Origin of the sequence: Actinokineospora spheciospongiae, assembly GCF_003182415.1 — a bacterium.
GTDB lineage: Bacteria > Actinomycetota > Actinomycetes > Mycobacteriales > Pseudonocardiaceae > Actinokineospora > Actinokineospora spheciospongiae.
In genome coordinates this window covers 715194-732395 of record NZ_QHCP01000004.1, presented here as the reverse complement: position 1 = coordinate 732395, position 17202 = coordinate 715194, and the positions used below count along the sequence as shown (strand labels likewise).

The following is a 17202-nucleotide window of genomic DNA, read 5'->3' as shown; positions in this document are numbered from 1 at the left end:
TGGCGTCTCCACCGGGGTTTTCCGCCCGCAGCCCGCGGGCGCATCCGTCGCGGTGACCGGTGCGCCCGCGGGCTGCGGCGTCTGCGCGGTACCCGGCCCGTCAGGGGATCGACAGGACGATCTTCCCGCGCACCCGCCTGCTCTCGCTCACCTCGTGCGCCTTCGCCGCCTCGGCCAACGGGAACACCGCGTGCACCGGGATGCGCAACCGGCCCTCCTCGGCCAGCGCGACCGCGGCGGTGAGGCCGTGGGCGTGGGAGGGGTCGGGGTTCGGGCCGCCGCTGGTGCTCAGGTGCACGCCGTGCTCGGCGGCGGTGAAGTCGGCGACGGTGATGACCCGGTCGGGGGTGCCCGCGATGGCGACCAGGTCGGGCAGGGAGCCGGACCCGGCGGCGTCGAGGACGAAGTCGACCCCGCCGGGGGCCAGGGCGGCGACGCGGTCGGGCAGGCCGGGGCCGTGGGTGGTGGGGACCGCGCCCAGGTCGGTGAGGAACTGCTGGTTGTGCGGGCCGCCGGTGCCGATCACCGCCACCCCCCGGGCGCGGGCGAGTTGGGTGGCCACGGTGCCCACGCCCCCGGCCGCGCCCTCGATGAGCAGGGTGGCGCCGGGGGTGACCCCGAGCAGGTCCAGGACGCGGGTGGCGGTCTCGACGTTCCCGGCCGCGCCCCCGGCCTGCGCCCAGTCCCAGGCGTCCGGCTTCGGCGCCCAGTGCTCCAGGACGGCGAACTCGGCGGTGGCACCGCCGAGTTCGCGCATCCGCACCAGCCCGAACACCGCGTCGCCCACCGCCACGCCGGTGACGCCGGGGCCGATCTCGTCGACGATCCCGGCGCCGTCGACGCCGGTGGTGTGCGGGAGGTCGAGGGTGATCATGTGCCGCAGCGTCCCCGAGCGCAGGTAGCGGTCGGCGGGGGTGAGTCCGGCGGTGCGCACGGCGATGCGGATCTCCCCGGGGCCGGGGTGGGGTTCGGGGACGTCGGTGTCGACGGTGAGGACGTCGGGGGTGCCGTAGTCGGCGAAGCGCAAGGCGAACACGGTCGGGCCTTCCAGGGGGTGGGTGTGCTGTCGCCCAGTCCAGCGGCGCAAGTGGAGGGGGTGTTCCACTTGCGCCTAAAGTGGGAGGCGTGGCCTTCCCGGACTCTCGCTTGCGCGCCGACGCCCGCGACAACCGCGACCGGATCGTGCGGGTGGCCCGCGACACCTTCGCCGAGCGCGGGATCGACGTGCCCATGGCCGCCATCGCCCGCCGCGCCGGGGTCGGCGTGGCCACCCTCTACCGCCGCTTCCCCACCAAGGAGTCCCTGGTCGCGGCTGCCTTCGCCGAGTGGATGGCGCACTGCGCGGTGCTGGTCGAGGAGGGGTTGGCCGACCCGGACCCGTGGCGCGGGTTCAGCGCGGTGCTGGAGCGGGTGTGCGCGGTGCAGGCCCTCGACCGCGGGCTGACCTCCGCGCTGATGACCGCGTTCCCCGACGCGCTGGACTTCGCCACCCACCGCGAGCGCGCCCTGACCGGTTTCATGAGCCTGGCCCGCCGGGCGCAGCAGGCGGGTCGGTTGCGGGCGGACTTCGGCATCGACGACCTGACCATGCTGCTGATGGCCAACAACGGGCTCGTCACCGACAGCCCGGAGGCGGCGCTGGCGGCGTCGCGGCGGCTGGTGGCCTGGTTCCTGCAATCCTGCCGCGCCGAGCACGCCGAGGCGCTGCCGCCCCCGGTCCCGCTGGGCCTGGGACACCTCTACCGCCGCCGCTGACCGGGGGTTCAGCCCGCGGCGGCGCGCAGGAGCGCGCCCGCTACGCCTGCCCGACGGTGAACTCGATCATGGTGAGCCGGTCGGTGATCCGCATGCCCGCGACGCCAGGGCCCGGCCCGGGAGCGCGGGGGCGGTGTTCACCCCGGGCGGAGCGTGTTCACCGCGGGCTGAGCCCCCAGGGGTGCTCAGGACAGGGCGGGTTCGGTGAGGGTCAGGGTGGCGTCGTCGGCGTCGAGGACCGCCTCGGCGCCGAGGGGGACGGTGAGCTGCCCGGGGCAGTGGCCGAAGCCCAGTTCCCACAGCACCGGCACCCCCAGCGACGCCAGCAGGTCCGACACCACCGCCTTGACCTCCTCCAGCGGCCCGCACCCGGTCCAGGACCCCAGGGCGATGCCGCTGACCCCGGTGAACCACCCGGCGCGCAGCAGGTGGGTGAGCTGCCCGTCGATGCGGTAGGGCTCCTCGTTGACGTCCTCGAGGACCAGGATCGTCCCGTCGGCCGGGGGCACCGCGTCGAGGGTGCCGACCTCGGCGGCCAGCAGGCTCAGCGTGCCGCCGACGAGGACCCCCCTGGCGGTGCCGTGCCCGGAGGAGGTGGTGGCCGGGCCGATGAGGGTCGTGGTCGACCCCGGGTCGAACAGGGTGGCGTGCAGGTGCTTCTGCGCGTCGTCGTCGAAGGCGTTGGTGGCGATCATCGGGGAGAACAGGGTGACCAGGTCCAGCGCCTGGCCGACCGCGGTGTGCAGGGCGGTGACGTCGCTGGACCCGGCGAGGACCTTCGGCCCGGCCTCGGCGAGGGCGGGCCAGTCCAGCAGGTCGACCATGCGGTGGGCGCCGTAGCCGCCGCGGCAGCAGAACACCGCCGCCACGTCCGGGTCGCACCAGGCGTCGCGGAAGTCCGCGGCCCGGTCGGCGTCGCGCCCGGCCAGGTACGGCAGGTGCGGGTGGCGGTCGAGGACGTGGTCGCCGACGCGGACGGTCAGCCCCCACGACTCCAGCACGCCCACCCCGCGGGCCAGCAGGTCCTGCGGCACCGGGCCCGAGGGGGCCACGACGGCGACGGTGTCGCCGGGGCGCAGGTGGGCGGGTCGGGTGCGGCTCATCGGCTCAGCTCCAGCACCGGCACCCCGGGCGGGGTGAACCCGAAGACCTGCCCGTAGAACGACAGCTCCGCGGCGTACGCGGCCTCGATGGTCTCCGCCCTACGGAACCCGTGCTGCTCACCGGGGAAGCGCAGGTAGGCGTGCGGGACGCCGGACCCGTCGAGGGCGGCGGCGAAGCGGTCGGCCTGCTCCGGTGGGCAGATCTTGTCCTCCAGCCCCTGCATCAGCAGCACCGGCCCGGCCAGGTGCGCCACCCGGTTGGCCGGGGACCGCTCGGCGTAGCGCTCGGCGTGCTCGGTGGGCGAGCCGACCAGGCCCTCGGTGTAGCGGGCCTCGAAGTCGTGGGTCTCCCCGCCCTCGCCGGTCCACCCGGTCAGGTCGAGGATGGGGAACTGCACGGTCCCGCAGGCGTAGGTGTCGACCGAGGTCAGCGACGCCGCCGCCGTCCACCCCCCGGCGGAGCCGCCGCGGATGCCCAGGCGGGCCGGGTCGGCGCTGCCCTCGGCGGCCAGCGCGGCGGCGGCGGTGGCGCAGTCGGCCACGTCGAGCACCCCCCACTGCCCGTTGAGGACCTCCCGGTAGGCGCGGCCGTAGCCGGTGGAGCCGCCGTAGTCGACCGCGACGACGCCGATGCCGCGGCTGGTGAAGTAGGCGAACCCCAGGTTCAGGCCCGACCCGGCCGACCCCGTGGGCCCGCCGTGCACGTACACCAGGTACGGGGGCAGCTCCCCCTCGGGGGCGGCGAAGTTGGGGTTGGTGGGCGGGTACACCGTGGCGGGGATGCCGCGGCCGTCCTCGGCGGTGAAGGTCCGCCGCACGGGCACCGGCAGGTACGCCGCGTCGGGCAGCGCCGGGCCGGGGTCGCCGAGGTGGGCCAGCTCCCCGGTGGACAGGTCCAGGCGCACCACCGTGCCGGCCGTGTCGGGCCCGGAGCCCACGGCGGTGACGACCCCGTCGGTGTCGCCGTCGAGGTCCGACCACAGGGCCACGTCGGTGTCGACGTCAGTGACCGTGCCGGAGCGCTCGTCGAGCACAGCGAGCCGCCCGCCGCGCACCACGGCGAACCGGCCGCGGCCCAGGACGGCGAACCAGCGGCGGCCCAGCACCCACATCGGGCCGCCGATCTCGTACGGCCCGGCCGCCAGGTTCGTGGAGGTGCCGTCGAGGGTGATGCGGTGCAGGTTCCACCACCCGTCCGGGTCGGTCAGCGCCAGCAGCGCGTCGGAGCCCTCCCACTCCACCTGGCACACCGCCTCGCGCGGCCCGCCCGCCACCACCCGGTGCGGGCCGAGGGTGCCGTCGGGCAGCAGGTGCGCCACGCACAGCTCGGTGCCGTCCCACGGCATCGCCGGGTGCTCCCAGCCCAGCCAGGCGGCGAAGCGGCCGTCGGGGCTGGGCTTGGGGGCGGTCATGAAGTGGTGGCTGGCGCCGAGCACCCGCACCCCGGACCCGTCGAGGGGGATGGCGACCAGGTCGCGGCGCACGTCGGTCGGGCGGTCCCCGGTGGCGGTCTCGCGCACCGCCCACACCTCCGCGCCCCCGGCACCGGGGACCAGGTCGGCGAAGCGCTGCCCCTGGGGCCGGTCGGGCTCGGCGGTCAGCGCCACCGGCTCACCGCCGGGGTCGAGCAGGTAGACCCGCTGATCCGACCACTCGGTGAACGCCACCCGCCCGTCGAGGACCGCGTACGGGGTGCCGCCGTACTCGTGCACCCGGTTGCGGGCGTTCCACGGGGCGGGCAGCAGCTCCTCGGGGCCGTCGGCGCCGCAGCGCACCAGGGTGGACCGGCCGCCCTCGTCGGGCTTGGCCAGGGTCCACCACACCGTGTCCCCGACCCGCCGCGCCCAGGCCGGGCTGCTGCCCGGCCGGGCGACGTCGGCTTCGCCGATCGGCGAAACCCAGGTCCCGTATGACGCGATCTCCACCACAGGAGGGACCATACCCAGTGCCCGACCGGCGACCGATACGGTTGACCAAACGGGAAAGGCACGATCTGCTCGGTTCGGCGGCGTGCACTAAGTTCGGAGGTGCCATGGCCCGTGTCATCCACGTCTTCCGCCAGCCCGACCGCTTCGTAGCAGGCACCGTCGGGGAACCCGGCGACCGCGTCTTCTACCTGCAGGCGGTCGAGAGCGTGCGCATGGTGAGCGTGACCATCGAGAAGCAGCAGGTCGCGGTGCTCGCCGAGCGCATCGGCTCACTGCTGGAGGAGGTCCACCGCCGCTTCGGCGCGGAGGTCCCCGACGGCGTGCCGGGTGACCTCGTCGACGCCGAGCCGCTGACCGTGCCGGTCGAGGAGGAGTTCCGCGTCGGCACCATGGGCCTGGGCTGGGACGCGGAGTCCAAGGCGGTGGTCATCGAGCTGCTGGCCGCCACCGACGCCGAGGTCGACGAGTCGGTGGTGCTCGACGACACCGAGGAGGGTCCGGACGCGGTGCGGGTGTTCCTGTCGCCGGGGGAGGCGCGGGCGTTCGCCGACCGCGCCGACCGGGTGGTCAACGCCGGGCGCAAGCCGTGCCCGCTGTGCGCGGAGCCGCTGGACCCCAACGGCCACGTCTGCCCCCGGCAGAACGGGTACCGCCGCACCGAAGAGGACTAGGGACGTGCGCCCCACCGACCCCGACGTCGGGGACTTCCTGCTGCGCGGCGCCCTCGACGTCGAGGGCAGGCTCGTCGACGCCTCCAACGCCACCCTGTTCTGCGCCATCGAGGCCGACGGGGTGGCCGCCAAGTGCGTCTACAAGCCGGTGCGCGGGGAACGCCCGCTGTGGGACTTCCCCGACGGCACCCTGGCCGGGCGGGAGGTGGGCGCCTACCTCGTCGCCGAAGCCTCCGGCCTGGGCGGCATCCCGCCGACGGTGCTGCGCGACGGCCCGTTCGGCCCGGGCATGGTGCAGCTCTGGATCGACACCGACGACGAGGCCCCGGGCCTGGTCGACGTGGTGTCCCCGGCGCAGCTCAAGGCGGGGTGGAAGGCGATCCTGCGGGCGCACGACAGCGACGGGGAGCCCGCGGTGCTGGCGCACTCGGACTCCCCGGCCATCGCCCGCCTCGCCGCCCTCGACGTGGTGATCAACAACGCCGACCGCAAGGGCGGTCACGTGCTGCTGGGCACCGACGGCGGCGTCTACGGCGTCGACCACGGCATCTGCCTGCACACCGAGCACAAGCTGCGCACGGTGCTGTGGGGGTGGGCGGAGGAACCGATGCCCGACGAGGTCGTCGACGCCCTGGCCCGGCTGCGCTCGGCGCTGGGCGGCCCGCTGGCCGACACCCTCGGCGAGCACATCACCCGCGCGGAGGTCAGGGCGCTGCGCTCGCGGGTGTCGCGGCTGCTGTCGGCCCCGGTGTTCCCGTCGCCGGACACCAGCCCGTACCCGATCCCCTGGCCCGCGTTCTGATGCCCCGGCAGTGGCCCGCGTCGTTCCGCGACCGGCTGACCTCCCCGCTGCCCGGCCCCGCGCAACTGCTGCGCATCCTGCGCGAGGGCGGCTTCCGCGGGTCCACCGAACACGCCGACCGCATCCCGGTGACGCGCACCGGGCTGCCCCCGGCCGACCCGGCCGAAGTGTCGCTGACCTGGGTGGGCCACGCCACCTACGTCATCCGGGTGGGCGGGGCGTGCGTGCTGGCCGACCCGGTGTGGTCCGACCGCATCCCCGGCACCCCGCGCCGGATCACCCCACCCGGCATCGCCTGGGAGGAACTGCCACCGGTGGACGCGGTGGTGATCAGCCACAACCACTACGACCACCAGGACGCCCCCACCCTGCACCGCCTGCCCCGGTCGACGCCGGTGCTGGTGCCGGGCGGGTCGGGGCGCTGGTTCACCCGCCGCGGGTTCACCGACGTGCACGAACTGGACTGGTGGGAGTCGGTGCGGGTCGCGGGCCTGACCTTCGACTTCACCCCCACCCACCACTGGTCGCGCCGCGGCCTCACCGACACCTGCAAGTCCCTGTGGGGCGGCTGGGTGATCACCGGTGACGGGCACCGGGTGTTCCACGCCGGGGACAGCGGCCACGGGCACTGGTTCACCGAGATCGGCCGCCGGTACCCGGGGATCGACGTGGCGATGATGCCGATCGGCGCCTACGACCCCCGCTGGTTCATGTCCCCGGTGCACATGGACCCCGAGGAGGCCGTGCGCGCCACCACCGAGCTGGGCGCCCGGCGGTTGGCCTCGATGCACTGGGGCACGTTCGTGCTGACCGGGGAACCGGTGCACGAGCCGCTGGGGCGGGTGCGGGCGGCGTGGTCGGCGGCCGGATTGCCCGCCGAAGACCTGTGGGACCTGGCCGTGGGGGAGACCCGCACCCTGCGCTGAGCCGTGACCGTACCGCCGATGTGCTGAACGTCGTGGACCACCGCCGCGGCCTGCGGTGCAATGGGTCGGTGCGAACGCTGTCCAGGCTGCTGGTCCCGTCGCTGATCACGGCCGGGGTGGTGACACTGTCGGCGATCGCCGTGAACGTGTGGACCAGCGAGTCCGTGCCCGCGCCGTTCCACCTGCTCAAGGCCCACGCGCACTGGGCGGTGCTCGGCCTGTGGCTGCTCACCGCGCTGCTGGCCGCGCTGTACGAACTGCCCCGCCGCAAGGCCGCCGAGGAGGAACAGGCCCTCGCCGAGCAGGACCGCCTGGGCGCGACGGTGGCGGTCGTGCGCGGCCGGATGCACCGCACCGTCGCCCGCCGGGTCCGCGACAGCCGCCTGTTCCCCGGCCTGCCCCGGCTGCCGCAGGTGTGGCAGTCCGCCACGCCCACCCGGCTGGCCACCGACGCCGCGGGGTACCTGAGGGGCGAGGAGTACGTCCGCACATTCGAGGCCGTCCCGTCCCGGCGCCTGGTGGTGTGCGGGGCCGCAGGCACCGGCAAGACCGACTGGCTGCTCACCTACGCCCAGGGCGCCCTGGCAGCAGATGGCCCCGTGCCGCTGCTGCTGGACCTCAGCACCTGGCCCAGGGACCTGGACTTCGAGCGGTGGACCGGCAGGCAGTTCGCCGCGGAGTTCCCCGAACTCGACGGCGACTTCGTGCACACCGGGCGGTTCGTGCTGCTGCTCGACGGCCTCGACGAGGTCGACCCCGAACGCAGGCACGGGCTGCTGGAGGTGCTGGGCTCCGCGGTGTGGAGCGACCAGGCGATCATCCTCACCAGCCGCCCCGAGGCCTATCCCGACCACGGCCTGCTGGACGCGGCGGTCATCATCCTGCTCCCGCTGGACACCGGGCAGGTGGTGGGGTGGCTCGACCGGGTGTTCCGCACCGAGGCCGACGCCGAACGCTGGTTGCCGGTGCGCCGCGCGCTGCGCACCCCGGGCAGCCCGGTCGCCGAGGCGCTGAGCAGCCCGCTGATGGTCACCCTGGCGGCGAAGGTCTTCCAGGACCCGGGCAGCGACCCGGCCGAGCTGGCAGACGCCGGGTCGGTCACCGGCCGGTTGCTCGACGGTGTGGTGCCCGCCGCCTACGCCCGTCCCGGCAAGCAGTCGAAGTGGACGGCCGAGCAGGCGGCGGGCTGGCTGGAGTTCCTCGCCACCCACACCGGGCGGGACGGAATCGCCTGGTGGCGGCTGTACCTGCTCGTGCCCCGCTGGCGGTTCGCCGTCTGCTTCGGATTCCTGCCCGCGCTCACCGGCACCCTGATCGCCGGTGGAGCGGCCTGGCTGTTCCTCGGTGCGCTGCCCGCGGGTCTGTCGGTGGACGACACCTGGGAATTGCTCAGGCAGCCGCTGCTCATCGCGCAGTCCATGTTCGACAACGCCGTCCGGACGATCAGCGGCGAACAACAGCCGAGCGCGGCGGAGACCGCGGTGGCCGTCGGGTCGGCGGTCGGGTCGATCGCGGCGGGCTGTCTGTCCGGTGCGCTGCTCGGTGCGCGGGAGAGCAGCTGGTGGCGGCGCACGGGCTGGTCGATCCGGGGGATCGGGCGGCCCTGGCCGACCCCGGTCCGGGACATCGGCTTCGGCGTGGTGGTCGCCGCCGCCGCGGGCGCGTTGACCGCGACGGCCGGGGTCGCGGTGGCGAGCCTGCTGCTCACCGCGGGCGAGGACTCCAGTGCGCTGTTCTGGCTGGCCACGGGGACCGCCGTGAGGGTCGGCGCCCTCACCGGGGCGGGCACCGGCCTGTACTCGGTGCTCTTCGGTGAGCCACCACTGGTGTGGTCGCGGCTGAGCCCGAGCGCACCGAGCCGCCTGCGCCTGACCCTGCCGCCGTGGCGGCGGTGGGTGCTGGCCGCGGCCGGGGGCGCGGTGGCGGGCACCGTGCTGGCCCTGGCCTTCGGCGCCGGGCCGGGGCGGGTGGCGCTGCTCTGCGCGGCTGTCGCGGTGGCGGGCGTCGCCTGGCTGATCGCCGACGACCTCACCGACGACGAGGGCCCCGGGCCCGCCGACACCTGGCAGGCCCTCGGTGCCGAGCGGCCCTCGGTGCTGCTGCGCGACGACGTGCTCGCGTCCCTGATGCGGGTGGTGGCCACGGCGCTGCTCGCCGCCCCGCTGTTGGCCGCGCCGTTCGTGGTGCACCCGGCCGTCGGGCGGACGGTGGCCGGGCTGCTGGTGGTGTACGCGGTGCTCCGCGAGCTGACCACCCGGTCGTGGAGCTGGTGGCTGGTGGCCGCCCTGGCACTGGCGGTCCGGCGGCGCCTGCCGTGGTCGGCGCTGGGTTTCCTGGAGGACGCACGCGCACGTCAGGTGTTGCGGGTGCAGGGCGGCAGGTACCACTTCCGCCACGCCGAGTTGGCCGACCGCCTCTCCCGCGCCCCTGCGCCTCCCGCGCCCGCACCACGCCGGGAGGACTGGGACCACGTGGTGGTCGACGCTCCCTACGCGGAGGACCTCATCCGGGCGTACGACCTGATCGACGAGGGCGAGGACGCCAAGGCCCGGCCGCTGCTGGAGGCGCTGCGGGACCGGGCCCGGCGTGACGGGGACGCCGAGGCCGCGTTGGTCGCCCGTGCCGCGCTCGCCCAGTTGCCGGACCTCGACGGCGCAGCGGCGGGCCTGCGCAGGCGACTCACCGAGATCCTCCCCGAAGTGCTCGCCACGTTCGGGGAGGCGCACCTGCTGACGGTGCGGACCCGGCTGCTCCTGGCCGACCTGCTCACCGGGGACAAGGCGATCAGGCACGTGGACGCCGTTCTGGCCGCGCGCCCGCACAGCGCCGCCCCGTCGGACCCCTACGTGCGGGCCGCGCACCTGCGGGGTGTCGACCTGCACGAGGACGGTGACCAGCTGTCTCGGCTGCACCACGCGGCCATGGCCGAGGCGGGCCTGCCCGAGGGAGATCCCCGCGTCGAACGGCTCCGGGGAATCCAGCTCGAGGCCCGGACCAACGTGGTCTGCGCCTTCGCCCCGGCACCGGAACGGCTGGTGTCCCTGACCAGGCTGCACCGGGAGGCGTGCGCCAGGCTGCGCCCCGGGCACCCCACCACGATGACCATCCGGGTGGAGCTGGCCAAGGCCTGCGGCCGGGCGGGGCGGTGGGCGCAGGCCGAGGAGCACTGGGTCGCGATCACCGAGTGGGCGGACGGGGCGCTGGAACCGGGCCCGGTGATGGACGGTTTCCACGACCAACTGCGCAAGGCCCGCGGCCACCGCCGGTTCTGAGCCGGGTGCGGGCGGGCCGCCCACCGGGTGGGGCCCGACCGTGGGGACCCGCGCCCGGCGCCCGGACCTGTGTGGGAGTTGTGCTTTTCGCGTGCAGGTCCCGGGTCGCGGGTGCGCCGGGGGGCGTCGGTCCGGTTGGGTGGTGTTGATCAACCGATGTCCGGACCGCCCGGCGGTCTGTTCCTGGGGAGGAAACACCATGCGCACATCCCTCGTGGTCGCGGCTGCCGCCGTGGCCCTGCTCGGCACCCCGTTGCTGGCCGCACCCGCGGGCGCCGCCACCGCGGCGGCGTCGGTGTGCCCGGTCGACGGCGGTGACCCGGACCTGTTCACCGCCAAGGCCACCCGCGCCACCGCCTCGGTCACCACCGCCGACGGGCGCACGATCGCGGTGGAATTGCGCTCGGGCAACAACGCCGCCGCCCAGCAGCACGCCTGGGTGAAGATCAGCTCCAGCACCCCGTTGCGCGCCACCGACCAGGTGTGGCTGGAGGTCACCGGTGACAGCGGCGCCACCTGGGCCACCTGCGGGGTCACCGCGCCCGCGGCGGGCGGCCTGTCGGCGTGGACGCACGGGTTCCGCACCTCGACCTCGGCGCAGGTCCGCATGGTGGGCGCGGTCCGGGTCGTGCAGACCCCGACCGACCTGGTGGGGCGCACCGGCACCTGGTGACGGGCACCCCGGCCCGGGCGGGGGGCCCGGGCCGGGGGTCGGGAACAGGGGCGGGTGTCAGGGACGGGGGCGGGCGTTGCGCAGGCGGATGCCGCTGAACCCCACGGTGAGGGTGGTGACCGCGTCCCAGAACGCCCACAGGTTGTCCAGCACCCGCAGTTGGATTCCGGCCTCGGCGTGCACGGCGAGCAGGTCGCCGACGGGTTCGGGTGGTCCCAGCGGGGTGACCGGGCGGGTGGCGACGTGCGCGTGCGGCACGGGGGTGCCGTGCGGGCGGAAGTCGGCGGCGGGGAAGCGGTAGGCGTAGAGGCGGGTGGTGCGCAGCGCGTCGAGCCAGGCGTACTCGACGGCGTGCACCCGGTGCCCGCCGCCGGGGCCCAGGACGGTGTCGCGGTCGGCCGCGGTGGTGGTGGGGGTGGCCCAGGCCATGGCGCGCGGGCAGGCGCGGGGGAACCAGTAGTCCGGGGCCCTGGCGGCGTCGACGGCCCACACGTAGGCGTCGGGTTCGGCCGCGGTGGCGGCGCGGTGCGGGGCGAAGCGGGTGATCGTCGGGTCCTCGGAGAAGTGCAGCAGTTGCCCCGGTTCCGGTCGCATGGACCGACCTTGCCGCAGGCGGTGGCGAACGGGCAATCGGTTCCCCGCCGCGCACCGGGGCGGGGGTCAGTCCTGGCGGGTGGGGCGCAGGGTGATGTCGCCGATCTCGACGTCGTCGGGTTGTTCGACGGCGAAGGCCACGGCTCGCGCCACGGCGTCGGGCTCCAGGCCGAGGGTGCGCATCCGCTGCCGGATCTGCTCGCGGGTGGTGGGGTCGTCGATGTGGTCGGCGAGCCCGGTCTTGACGAAGCCGGGTGAGATCGACGTCGTGCGCAGGACCCCGTCGGTGGACTCCTGGCGCAGCGCCTCCAGCAGCGTGCGCACCGCGTTCTTGGTGCCCGCGTAGACCGCCTGGGTCGGGGTGATCTTCAGGCCGGAGGTCGACACGACGGTCACCAGGTGCCCGCGGCCCTGCTCGCGGAACACCGGCAGCGCGGCGGCGATCCCGTGCAGCACGCCGCGCACGTTGACGTCGATCATCGCGTCCCAGCCCTCGACGTCGAGGTCGGCCACCGGGGCGGTCCTGGCGATCCCGGCGTTGCCCACCAGGACGTCGAGGCGGCCGAACCGATCGAGGGCCGCGGCGACCAGCCCGCGCAGGTCTTCGAGCCGGGTGACGTCGGTGGGCACCGCCTCCGCGTGGCCGCCCGCGTCGCGGATGCGCCCGGCCAGCGCGGTGAGCCGATCGGTGCGCCGCGCACCGAGCACCACCGAGGCGCCGCGCGCGGCGAGCCGCACCGCGGTCGCCTCCCCGATGCCGCTGCTGGCCCCGGTGATCGCCACGACCTTGCCGCTGATCCCGCTCATCGACGCGCCTCCCGCTCTAGACTGACAACTGTCCGGTTGCTGTTCCAGCATAACCGGACACTTGTCCACTTGTCTGGGGGAGGGGTGAGGGGTGTCCGCTCGCGCGCACCGCTCGGACGCGGTCGCCAACCGTGATCGCATCGTCGCCGAGGCTCGCGCGGTGCTGGGTGAGTCCCCCGGGGCGGCCGGGGAACTCAGGCTGCACCTGATCGCCAAGGCCGCCGGTGTCGGGCAGGGCACCCTCTACCGGCACTTCCCCACCCGCGAACACCTGCTGGCCGAGGTCTACCGCCTGGAGCTGGGCGAGTTGGTCGACGCCGTGCCCGCACTGCTCGCCGGGCACCCGCCCGTCGAGGCGCTGGCCCGGTGGTTGCAGCGGCTGGTCGACTACGCCCGGGTCAAGCGCGGGGTCGTGGCGGCGATCGAGGCCACGACCTGGCAGGACCTGCACGCGGGCAACCACGGCAGGCTCGACGAGGCGCTCACGACCCTGCTCGAGGCGGGCGCGGCCACCGGTGAACTGCGCGAGGACGTGACCGCCGCCGACGTCATCCTGCTGCTCGGCGCCCTGTCGCGGCTGCCCGAGCCCGGGTGGGACGCCCGGGCTCGGACCCTGGTCGCGGTCATCCTCGACGGTCTGCGCCGCCGCTGAGGGCGGCACCCGACCCGCGCGGTCGAGGTGGCCGGGGCCACCTCGACCGCTCACGCGTGCCGCTCACTCCGAGGCGAGCAGGTCCTGCAGTTCGGTGACGGCCCCGCGCAGCTCGGTGACGAAGGTGTTCATCTCCTCGGCGACCGCGGCGGGGGTCGACAGGTACAGGTTGAACCGGTCGGGCAGCAGCACGTAGGCCACCCCGATGCAGGTGGGGCTGGTGGAGCCGAACCCGAAGTACTGGATGTTGACCGACGGGGCGGAGCTGGTGGACAGGTAGTCGTCGCGCATGACCGTCCAGCCCGGGGTGTCGTAGAGGGCCAGGGGGGCGGTGGCGCCGAGTTCGGCGCCGCGGCGCTTCTGGATCAGTTGCAGCTCCCACAGGTGCTGCTCGGGGGCCTGGCCGTTCTGGCACTCCTTGGCGCGGGCGACGTGGGCCTCGGCGGCGGTGCGGAACGCGGCCCGCTTGTCCGCCGCGGACACCGCCGGGTCTCCCATGGCCTCGACGAAGGCGAGGACCTCCGGGGTGACCACGCGCATCGCCTCGGTGCGCCCGTTCTGGTACTGGCGGGTGGCGATGGACTCGTAGGTGGCGCCGGTGATGCCCTTGGACCGCTTGTGCGCGAGCTGGTAGGCGAGCTGGGCGAACGCGTCGGGCGACATCTTCAGCGCCTTGGCCCTGGCGGTGCCGAAGTCGGTGAACGACACGGTGCGGGTGGCGGTGGCCGCGGCGTACTCGGCGAACGCGCGCCGGGCGGCGGCGATGTCGGCGCGCAGGGCCTCGTCGAGGACGAACTCGATGGGGTCGACGGCGGGGAGGCCCTGCGGGCGGGCCCCGGCGCGCTCGGCGTGTGCCTCGGCGGTCTCGCCGAGCATGGCGTCGACGAAGCTGAGGATGGTGGTGCCGTCGAGGCCGCAGTGCTCGATGTTGATCCCGGCCCGCCCGTCGGCGAAGACGATGAGCGACACGGCCTTGTCGAAGTAGCGGTTGCCGCTGTCGCCGTGCAGGAGCTGGTCGCACGCGGCCTGGGTGTCGGCGGGGGCGAAGGACTCCAGGTTGACGCAGAACAGGGCGGTCTCGATGGTGTCGACCGCGGCGGCGTTGGCCGGGTCGAGGGCGATCAGGCGGCCCCGGGTCCGCGCCCACTCGGCGCGGGCCTGGGTGGTCAGGGACCCGACGGTGCGGTCGGGGGCGGTGCCGTCGGCACCGGCCTTGACCACCGCCCGCAGCCCGCCCTCGAGGTCGGACAGGGAGTAGGGGGCGCCGTCGGGGCCGATGACGTCCATCCGGAACATGCTGCCCCGGTTGAACACCACCACGTGCCGGGCGGCCGACGGGCCGGGCCACTCGTCGGTGTAGGGGACGCGGACGGTGTCCTGCTCGGCGCCGGGGATGCGGGTCTCGGAGAACAGGAACTTGTTCTGCTCCATCGACAGCGCCTGCCCGCGCTGGATGACCGGCGGCACCTCCTCCTTGTCGAGCAGGAGCTTGAAGTCCACCGCGGCGATGATCAGCCCGGCGGCCCGCTGGAACTGGTCCTCGTCGGTGTCGCGGAACAGGAAGAAGAAGTTCGCGTTGAGCGCGATGCGGTCGCGGCGCCCCAGGTACCGAGAGGGCCAGAACACGTCGAGCCAGGAGCGGGTGCCGGGGGCGTCGTTGAACCGCTCCAGGTCGGCGTGCAGGACCCGGGCCGGGCTGTCGGCGGCCAGGTAGTCGGTGACGGCGGCCTCGGTGGTGGCCAACTGCTCGGGGGTGAGCAGCGGCGAGCACCACGTCAGGAACCGCGCGCAGGTGTCCTCCAGCGTGGGCAGCGGTACCCGGGGCAGCCGGTCCTCGTTGCCGAACGTGCGGGTGGACCACTGCTGGCTGCTGTTCACTGGCGTCCTTCTTCTTCACGCGGGAATCGACGCGTTCATCATCAACTGCGCGGGCGCCACCCCGCAATGAGCGCTGCGCAACTGGCGCGGCGTGACAAAACCCGCGGTGGCCGGGTCAGACCGGCAGCGGGGCCGCGCCGCGCGGGCGCGACAGGTGCAGCTCGGCGTAGAGCCAGCCCTCGGACTCCAGGCCGGTGGGGTCCACCCCGGCGGTGGCGATGGTGTCGAGGACCTGGGCCTGCTCCTCGGCGGAGGCGAAGCGCCGCTGCTTGAAGGTGCCCTCGACGTGCACGGTGTCGTAGCCGAGGTCGGCGAGGGCGTCGGCGACGCCGGTGTAGGGGAACATCCGCAGCACGAAGTGCGCCATCCACGGCAGCGGCCCGTCCTGGGCCTCGGCGACGCGGGTGAGGGTGGCCTCGGTGACGTAGCCGACGCACCCGGTGGACACGACCAGGTCGGTGCCCGCCAGCCGGGCCCGCTGCTCGGGGGTGGGGTCGCCCGACTCCAGGTCGGCGTGCACGGTGTCCTCGAGGTACCCGGCGGCGTGGGCGTAGGCCAGGGCGGGCGCGGAGGCGTCGAACCCGACGAAGCGCACGTCCTCGAGCTGGTCGCGGGAGCGGACCATGGCCCGGTCCACGGCGAGGAGCCCGTCGCGGTCGAGTCCGGTGACGGCCGGGTCGGTGTAGTGGGTGTAGAGCTCGTCCATGGTGGCGTCGCAGCGCAGCAGGGCGGCGTTGATGCCGTAGGAGCAGCCGATGTCGAGGACCTGGGGCACCGCGACGCCCTGGGTCTGGCGGTACTCCTGGATGAGCTTGGCGAAGTAGGGCTTGGCCAGCTCGGGGATCTGGTAGTCCAGGCCGCGCAGGGCGGCGAAGTAGGCGCGCGGGTCGGGCTCGGTGTAGATGTGGTCGAACGAGGTCTTGCCGGTGGCGTCGAGGTCCACGGGTGCTCGTCTCTCCTAGCCGGGGTGCGGGCGGGCGGTGGCCCGTCGCCGGGGTGTGGTCGGGGGCGCGGGTCAGTCGAGGAGGGTGTCGCCGCGCACGGCGCGGCCCGCGGCGGCCAGGTGCTCGGGCAGGACCCGGCCGAAGAGCTGCCGGGTGCGCTCGACGCTGCCGATGACGCCGGGCCGCTGGCTGTAGGCGAAGATCGCCGAGTGCCGGGCGGTGGCGCCGGTGACGGTGTCGACCCGGTGCAGGGCGAAGCGGCCCTTGAACAGTTGCAGGTCCCCGGGGCGCAGGCTCAGGTGCCGCACCAGGTCGGACCCGCCTGCGAGCACGGCGGCGACGTCGGGCAGGTTCTCGTCTGTCTCGGTGCGGATGCCGGGGCAGTAGTGGAACTGCCCGCCCCCGTCGGGCTCCTGGGTGAGCATGCTGACGGTGAACTCGTTGGTGTCGAAGTGCCAGGGGTGGGCCATGCCCGGGGGGATGACGTTGAGGCACAGCCCCGAGAGCGGGTCGGCCAGTTCGTGCAGCTCGGGCAGCTCGAAGCAGTCGGCGACGAAGCGCTGGAACAGCTCGCTGGTGTAGAGGCGTTCGATGATGGCGCCTGCGGGCAGCAGGTCGCGGGCGACGAAGGCGTTGCCGCGGACCATGGTGACCCGCCCGGGGTGCCCGGCGGGCAGGTCGGCGTCGAGGGCGATGTTGTAGGCGTTGACCGTCTCGGGTTCGTAGTGCGCCTGCGGGGCCACCGCCGCCCCCTCGGCGCGCAGGGCGTCCTGCAGGGCGGGGCGGATGAAGTCCGCCAGCACGGTGCAGCCCTGTTCGCGCAGTTCACGGCGGGCGCGGTCGACGACGCCGGTCAGGGTGGGCCCGCCGGGGTCGTCGAGCGGGTAGCGGTCGGTGTCGACCACCTCCTCGACGACCCGCGCCTGGCTCCGCGTGCGTTCCCCCGACCCCTCCGCCGATCCGCCCATCGACCCCGTCCTTCCCCGCGTACGGGTGATTGCCGTGTCCGCCCCATTGTCCGACTCGGCGCTGGACCGGGTTTATCACAGCCGTCTCACCGGTTTCCATCAATGTGATCGACTTTGTGACACGACACACGAAAGCCGTGGTCACGGGCGGAGTCGGCCGCATTCTGCCGAACTCCGGGGCCGGTCATACCGCCGAATGGTGGCCTTATCCGGAATGTGGCCGCACCGG

General features: G+C 74.4%; 15 protein-coding genes. 7 read left to right on the top strand and 8 right to left on the bottom strand.

Annotated features, from left to right (window positions below; genetic code table 11):
* Nucleotides 1–100: 100 nt before the first annotated feature.
* On the bottom strand, nucleotides 101–1036 hold the full coding sequence (locus DFQ13_RS13855) for an NADP-dependent oxidoreductase (RefSeq protein WP_110080086.1): 936 nt from the start codon (nucleotides 1034–1036) through the stop codon (nucleotides 101–103).
* Nucleotides 1037–1125: 89 nt separating this feature from the next.
* Here DFQ13_RS13855 and DFQ13_RS13850 point away from each other — a divergent pair, with 89 nt between their 5' ends.
* Entirely contained in the window at nucleotides 1126–1755 is a 630-nt protein-coding gene (locus DFQ13_RS13850; RefSeq protein ID WP_233438395.1) for a TetR/AcrR family transcriptional regulator, read from the top strand.
* Between the two features lie 185 nt (nucleotides 1756–1940).
* On the opposite strand, the gene DFQ13_RS13845 is transcribed toward DFQ13_RS13850, so the two are convergent.
* Together DFQ13_RS13845 and DFQ13_RS13840 are read right to left on the bottom strand one after the other, a co-directional pair.
* The gene (locus DFQ13_RS13845) at nucleotides 1941–2858 is read right to left on the bottom strand and encodes a S66 peptidase family protein (RefSeq protein ID WP_035287026.1); all 918 of its coding nucleotides are present in this window, start codon (nucleotides 2856–2858) and stop codon (nucleotides 1941–1943) included.
* Nucleotides 2855–4786, bottom strand: a complete 1932-nt coding sequence (locus DFQ13_RS13840) for a S9 family peptidase (RefSeq protein ID WP_110080084.1) — start codon at nucleotides 4784–4786, stop codon at nucleotides 2855–2857. The genes DFQ13_RS13845 and DFQ13_RS13840 overlap by 4 nt, the downstream gene beginning before the upstream one ends.
* 104 nt (nucleotides 4787–4890) lie before the next feature.
* On the opposite strand from DFQ13_RS13840, the gene DFQ13_RS13835 reads away from it, so the two are divergent.
* The 5 genes from DFQ13_RS13835 (at nucleotide 4891) to DFQ13_RS13815 (ending at nucleotide 11130) form a co-directional block, all read left to right on the top strand.
* On the top strand, nucleotides 4891–5457 hold the full coding sequence (locus DFQ13_RS13835; RefSeq protein WP_035287030.1) for a DUF3090 domain-containing protein: 567 nt from the start codon (nucleotides 4891–4893) through the stop codon (nucleotides 5455–5457).
* A 4-nt stretch (nucleotides 5458–5461) separates the two neighbouring features.
* Complete coding sequence (locus DFQ13_RS13830) at nucleotides 5462–6259, top strand: SCO1664 family protein (RefSeq protein WP_110080083.1); 798 nt, start codon at nucleotides 5462–5464, stop codon at nucleotides 6257–6259.
* Entirely contained in the window at nucleotides 6259–7185 is a 927-nt protein-coding gene (locus DFQ13_RS13825) for an MBL fold metallo-hydrolase (protein WP_110080082.1), read from the top strand. Before DFQ13_RS13830 ends, DFQ13_RS13825 begins: the two co-directional genes overlap by 1 nt.
* A 68-nt stretch (nucleotides 7186–7253) precedes the next feature.
* The gene (locus DFQ13_RS13820) at nucleotides 7254–10457 is read left to right on the top strand and encodes an NACHT domain-containing protein (RefSeq protein WP_146241223.1); all 3204 of its coding nucleotides are present in this window, start codon (nucleotides 7254–7256) and stop codon (nucleotides 10455–10457) included.
* Nucleotides 10458–10656: 199 nt separating this feature from the next.
* Entirely contained in the window at nucleotides 10657–11130 is a 474-nt protein-coding gene (locus tag DFQ13_RS13815) for a hypothetical protein (protein ID WP_110080080.1), read from the top strand.
* Nucleotides 11131–11187: 57 nt separating this feature from the next.
* Here DFQ13_RS13815 and DFQ13_RS13810 read toward each other — a convergent pair whose 3' ends face one another.
* Together DFQ13_RS13810 and DFQ13_RS13805 are read right to left on the bottom strand one after the other, a co-directional pair.
* Entirely contained in the window at nucleotides 11188–11724 is a 537-nt protein-coding gene (locus DFQ13_RS13810) for a DUF6886 family protein (protein WP_110080079.1), read from the bottom strand.
* 66 nt (nucleotides 11725–11790) lie between these two features.
* Nucleotides 11791–12531, bottom strand: coding sequence for an SDR family oxidoreductase (locus DFQ13_RS13805; protein ID WP_110080078.1), 741 nt, complete (start codon nucleotides 12529–12531; stop codon nucleotides 11791–11793).
* A 91-nt stretch (nucleotides 12532–12622) separates the two neighbouring features.
* Between DFQ13_RS13805 and DFQ13_RS13800 the strand changes: the two genes are divergently transcribed.
* On the top strand, nucleotides 12623–13183 hold the full coding sequence (locus tag DFQ13_RS13800) for a TetR/AcrR family transcriptional regulator (RefSeq protein WP_110080077.1): 561 nt from the start codon (nucleotides 12623–12625) through the stop codon (nucleotides 13181–13183).
* A gap of 63 nt (nucleotides 13184–13246) precedes the next feature.
* On the opposite strand, the gene DFQ13_RS13795 is transcribed toward DFQ13_RS13800, so the two are convergent.
* The 3 genes from DFQ13_RS13795 to DFQ13_RS13785 all read right to left on the bottom strand — a co-directional run bounded on the left by DFQ13_RS13795 (nucleotide 13247) and on the right by DFQ13_RS13785 (nucleotide 16973).
* Nucleotides 13247–15061 carry a choline/carnitine O-acyltransferase gene (locus DFQ13_RS13795; protein WP_110080076.1) on the bottom strand — a complete coding sequence of 605 codons (1815 nt, stop codon included), beginning with the start codon at nucleotides 15059–15061 and terminating at the stop codon, nucleotides 13247–13249.
* A 115-nt stretch (nucleotides 15062–15176) separates the two neighbouring features.
* Complete coding sequence (locus tag DFQ13_RS13790) at nucleotides 15177–16004, bottom strand: class I SAM-dependent methyltransferase (RefSeq protein WP_110080075.1); 828 nt, start codon at nucleotides 16002–16004, stop codon at nucleotides 15177–15179.
* Nucleotides 16005–16076: 72 nt separating this feature from the next.
* Nucleotides 16077–16973: a HalD/BesD family halogenase gene (locus DFQ13_RS13785; protein ID WP_110080074.1), complete on the bottom strand. Its 897-nt coding sequence runs from the start codon at nucleotides 16971–16973 to the stop codon at nucleotides 16077–16079.
* Between the last annotated feature and the right edge of the window lie 229 nt (nucleotides 16974–17202).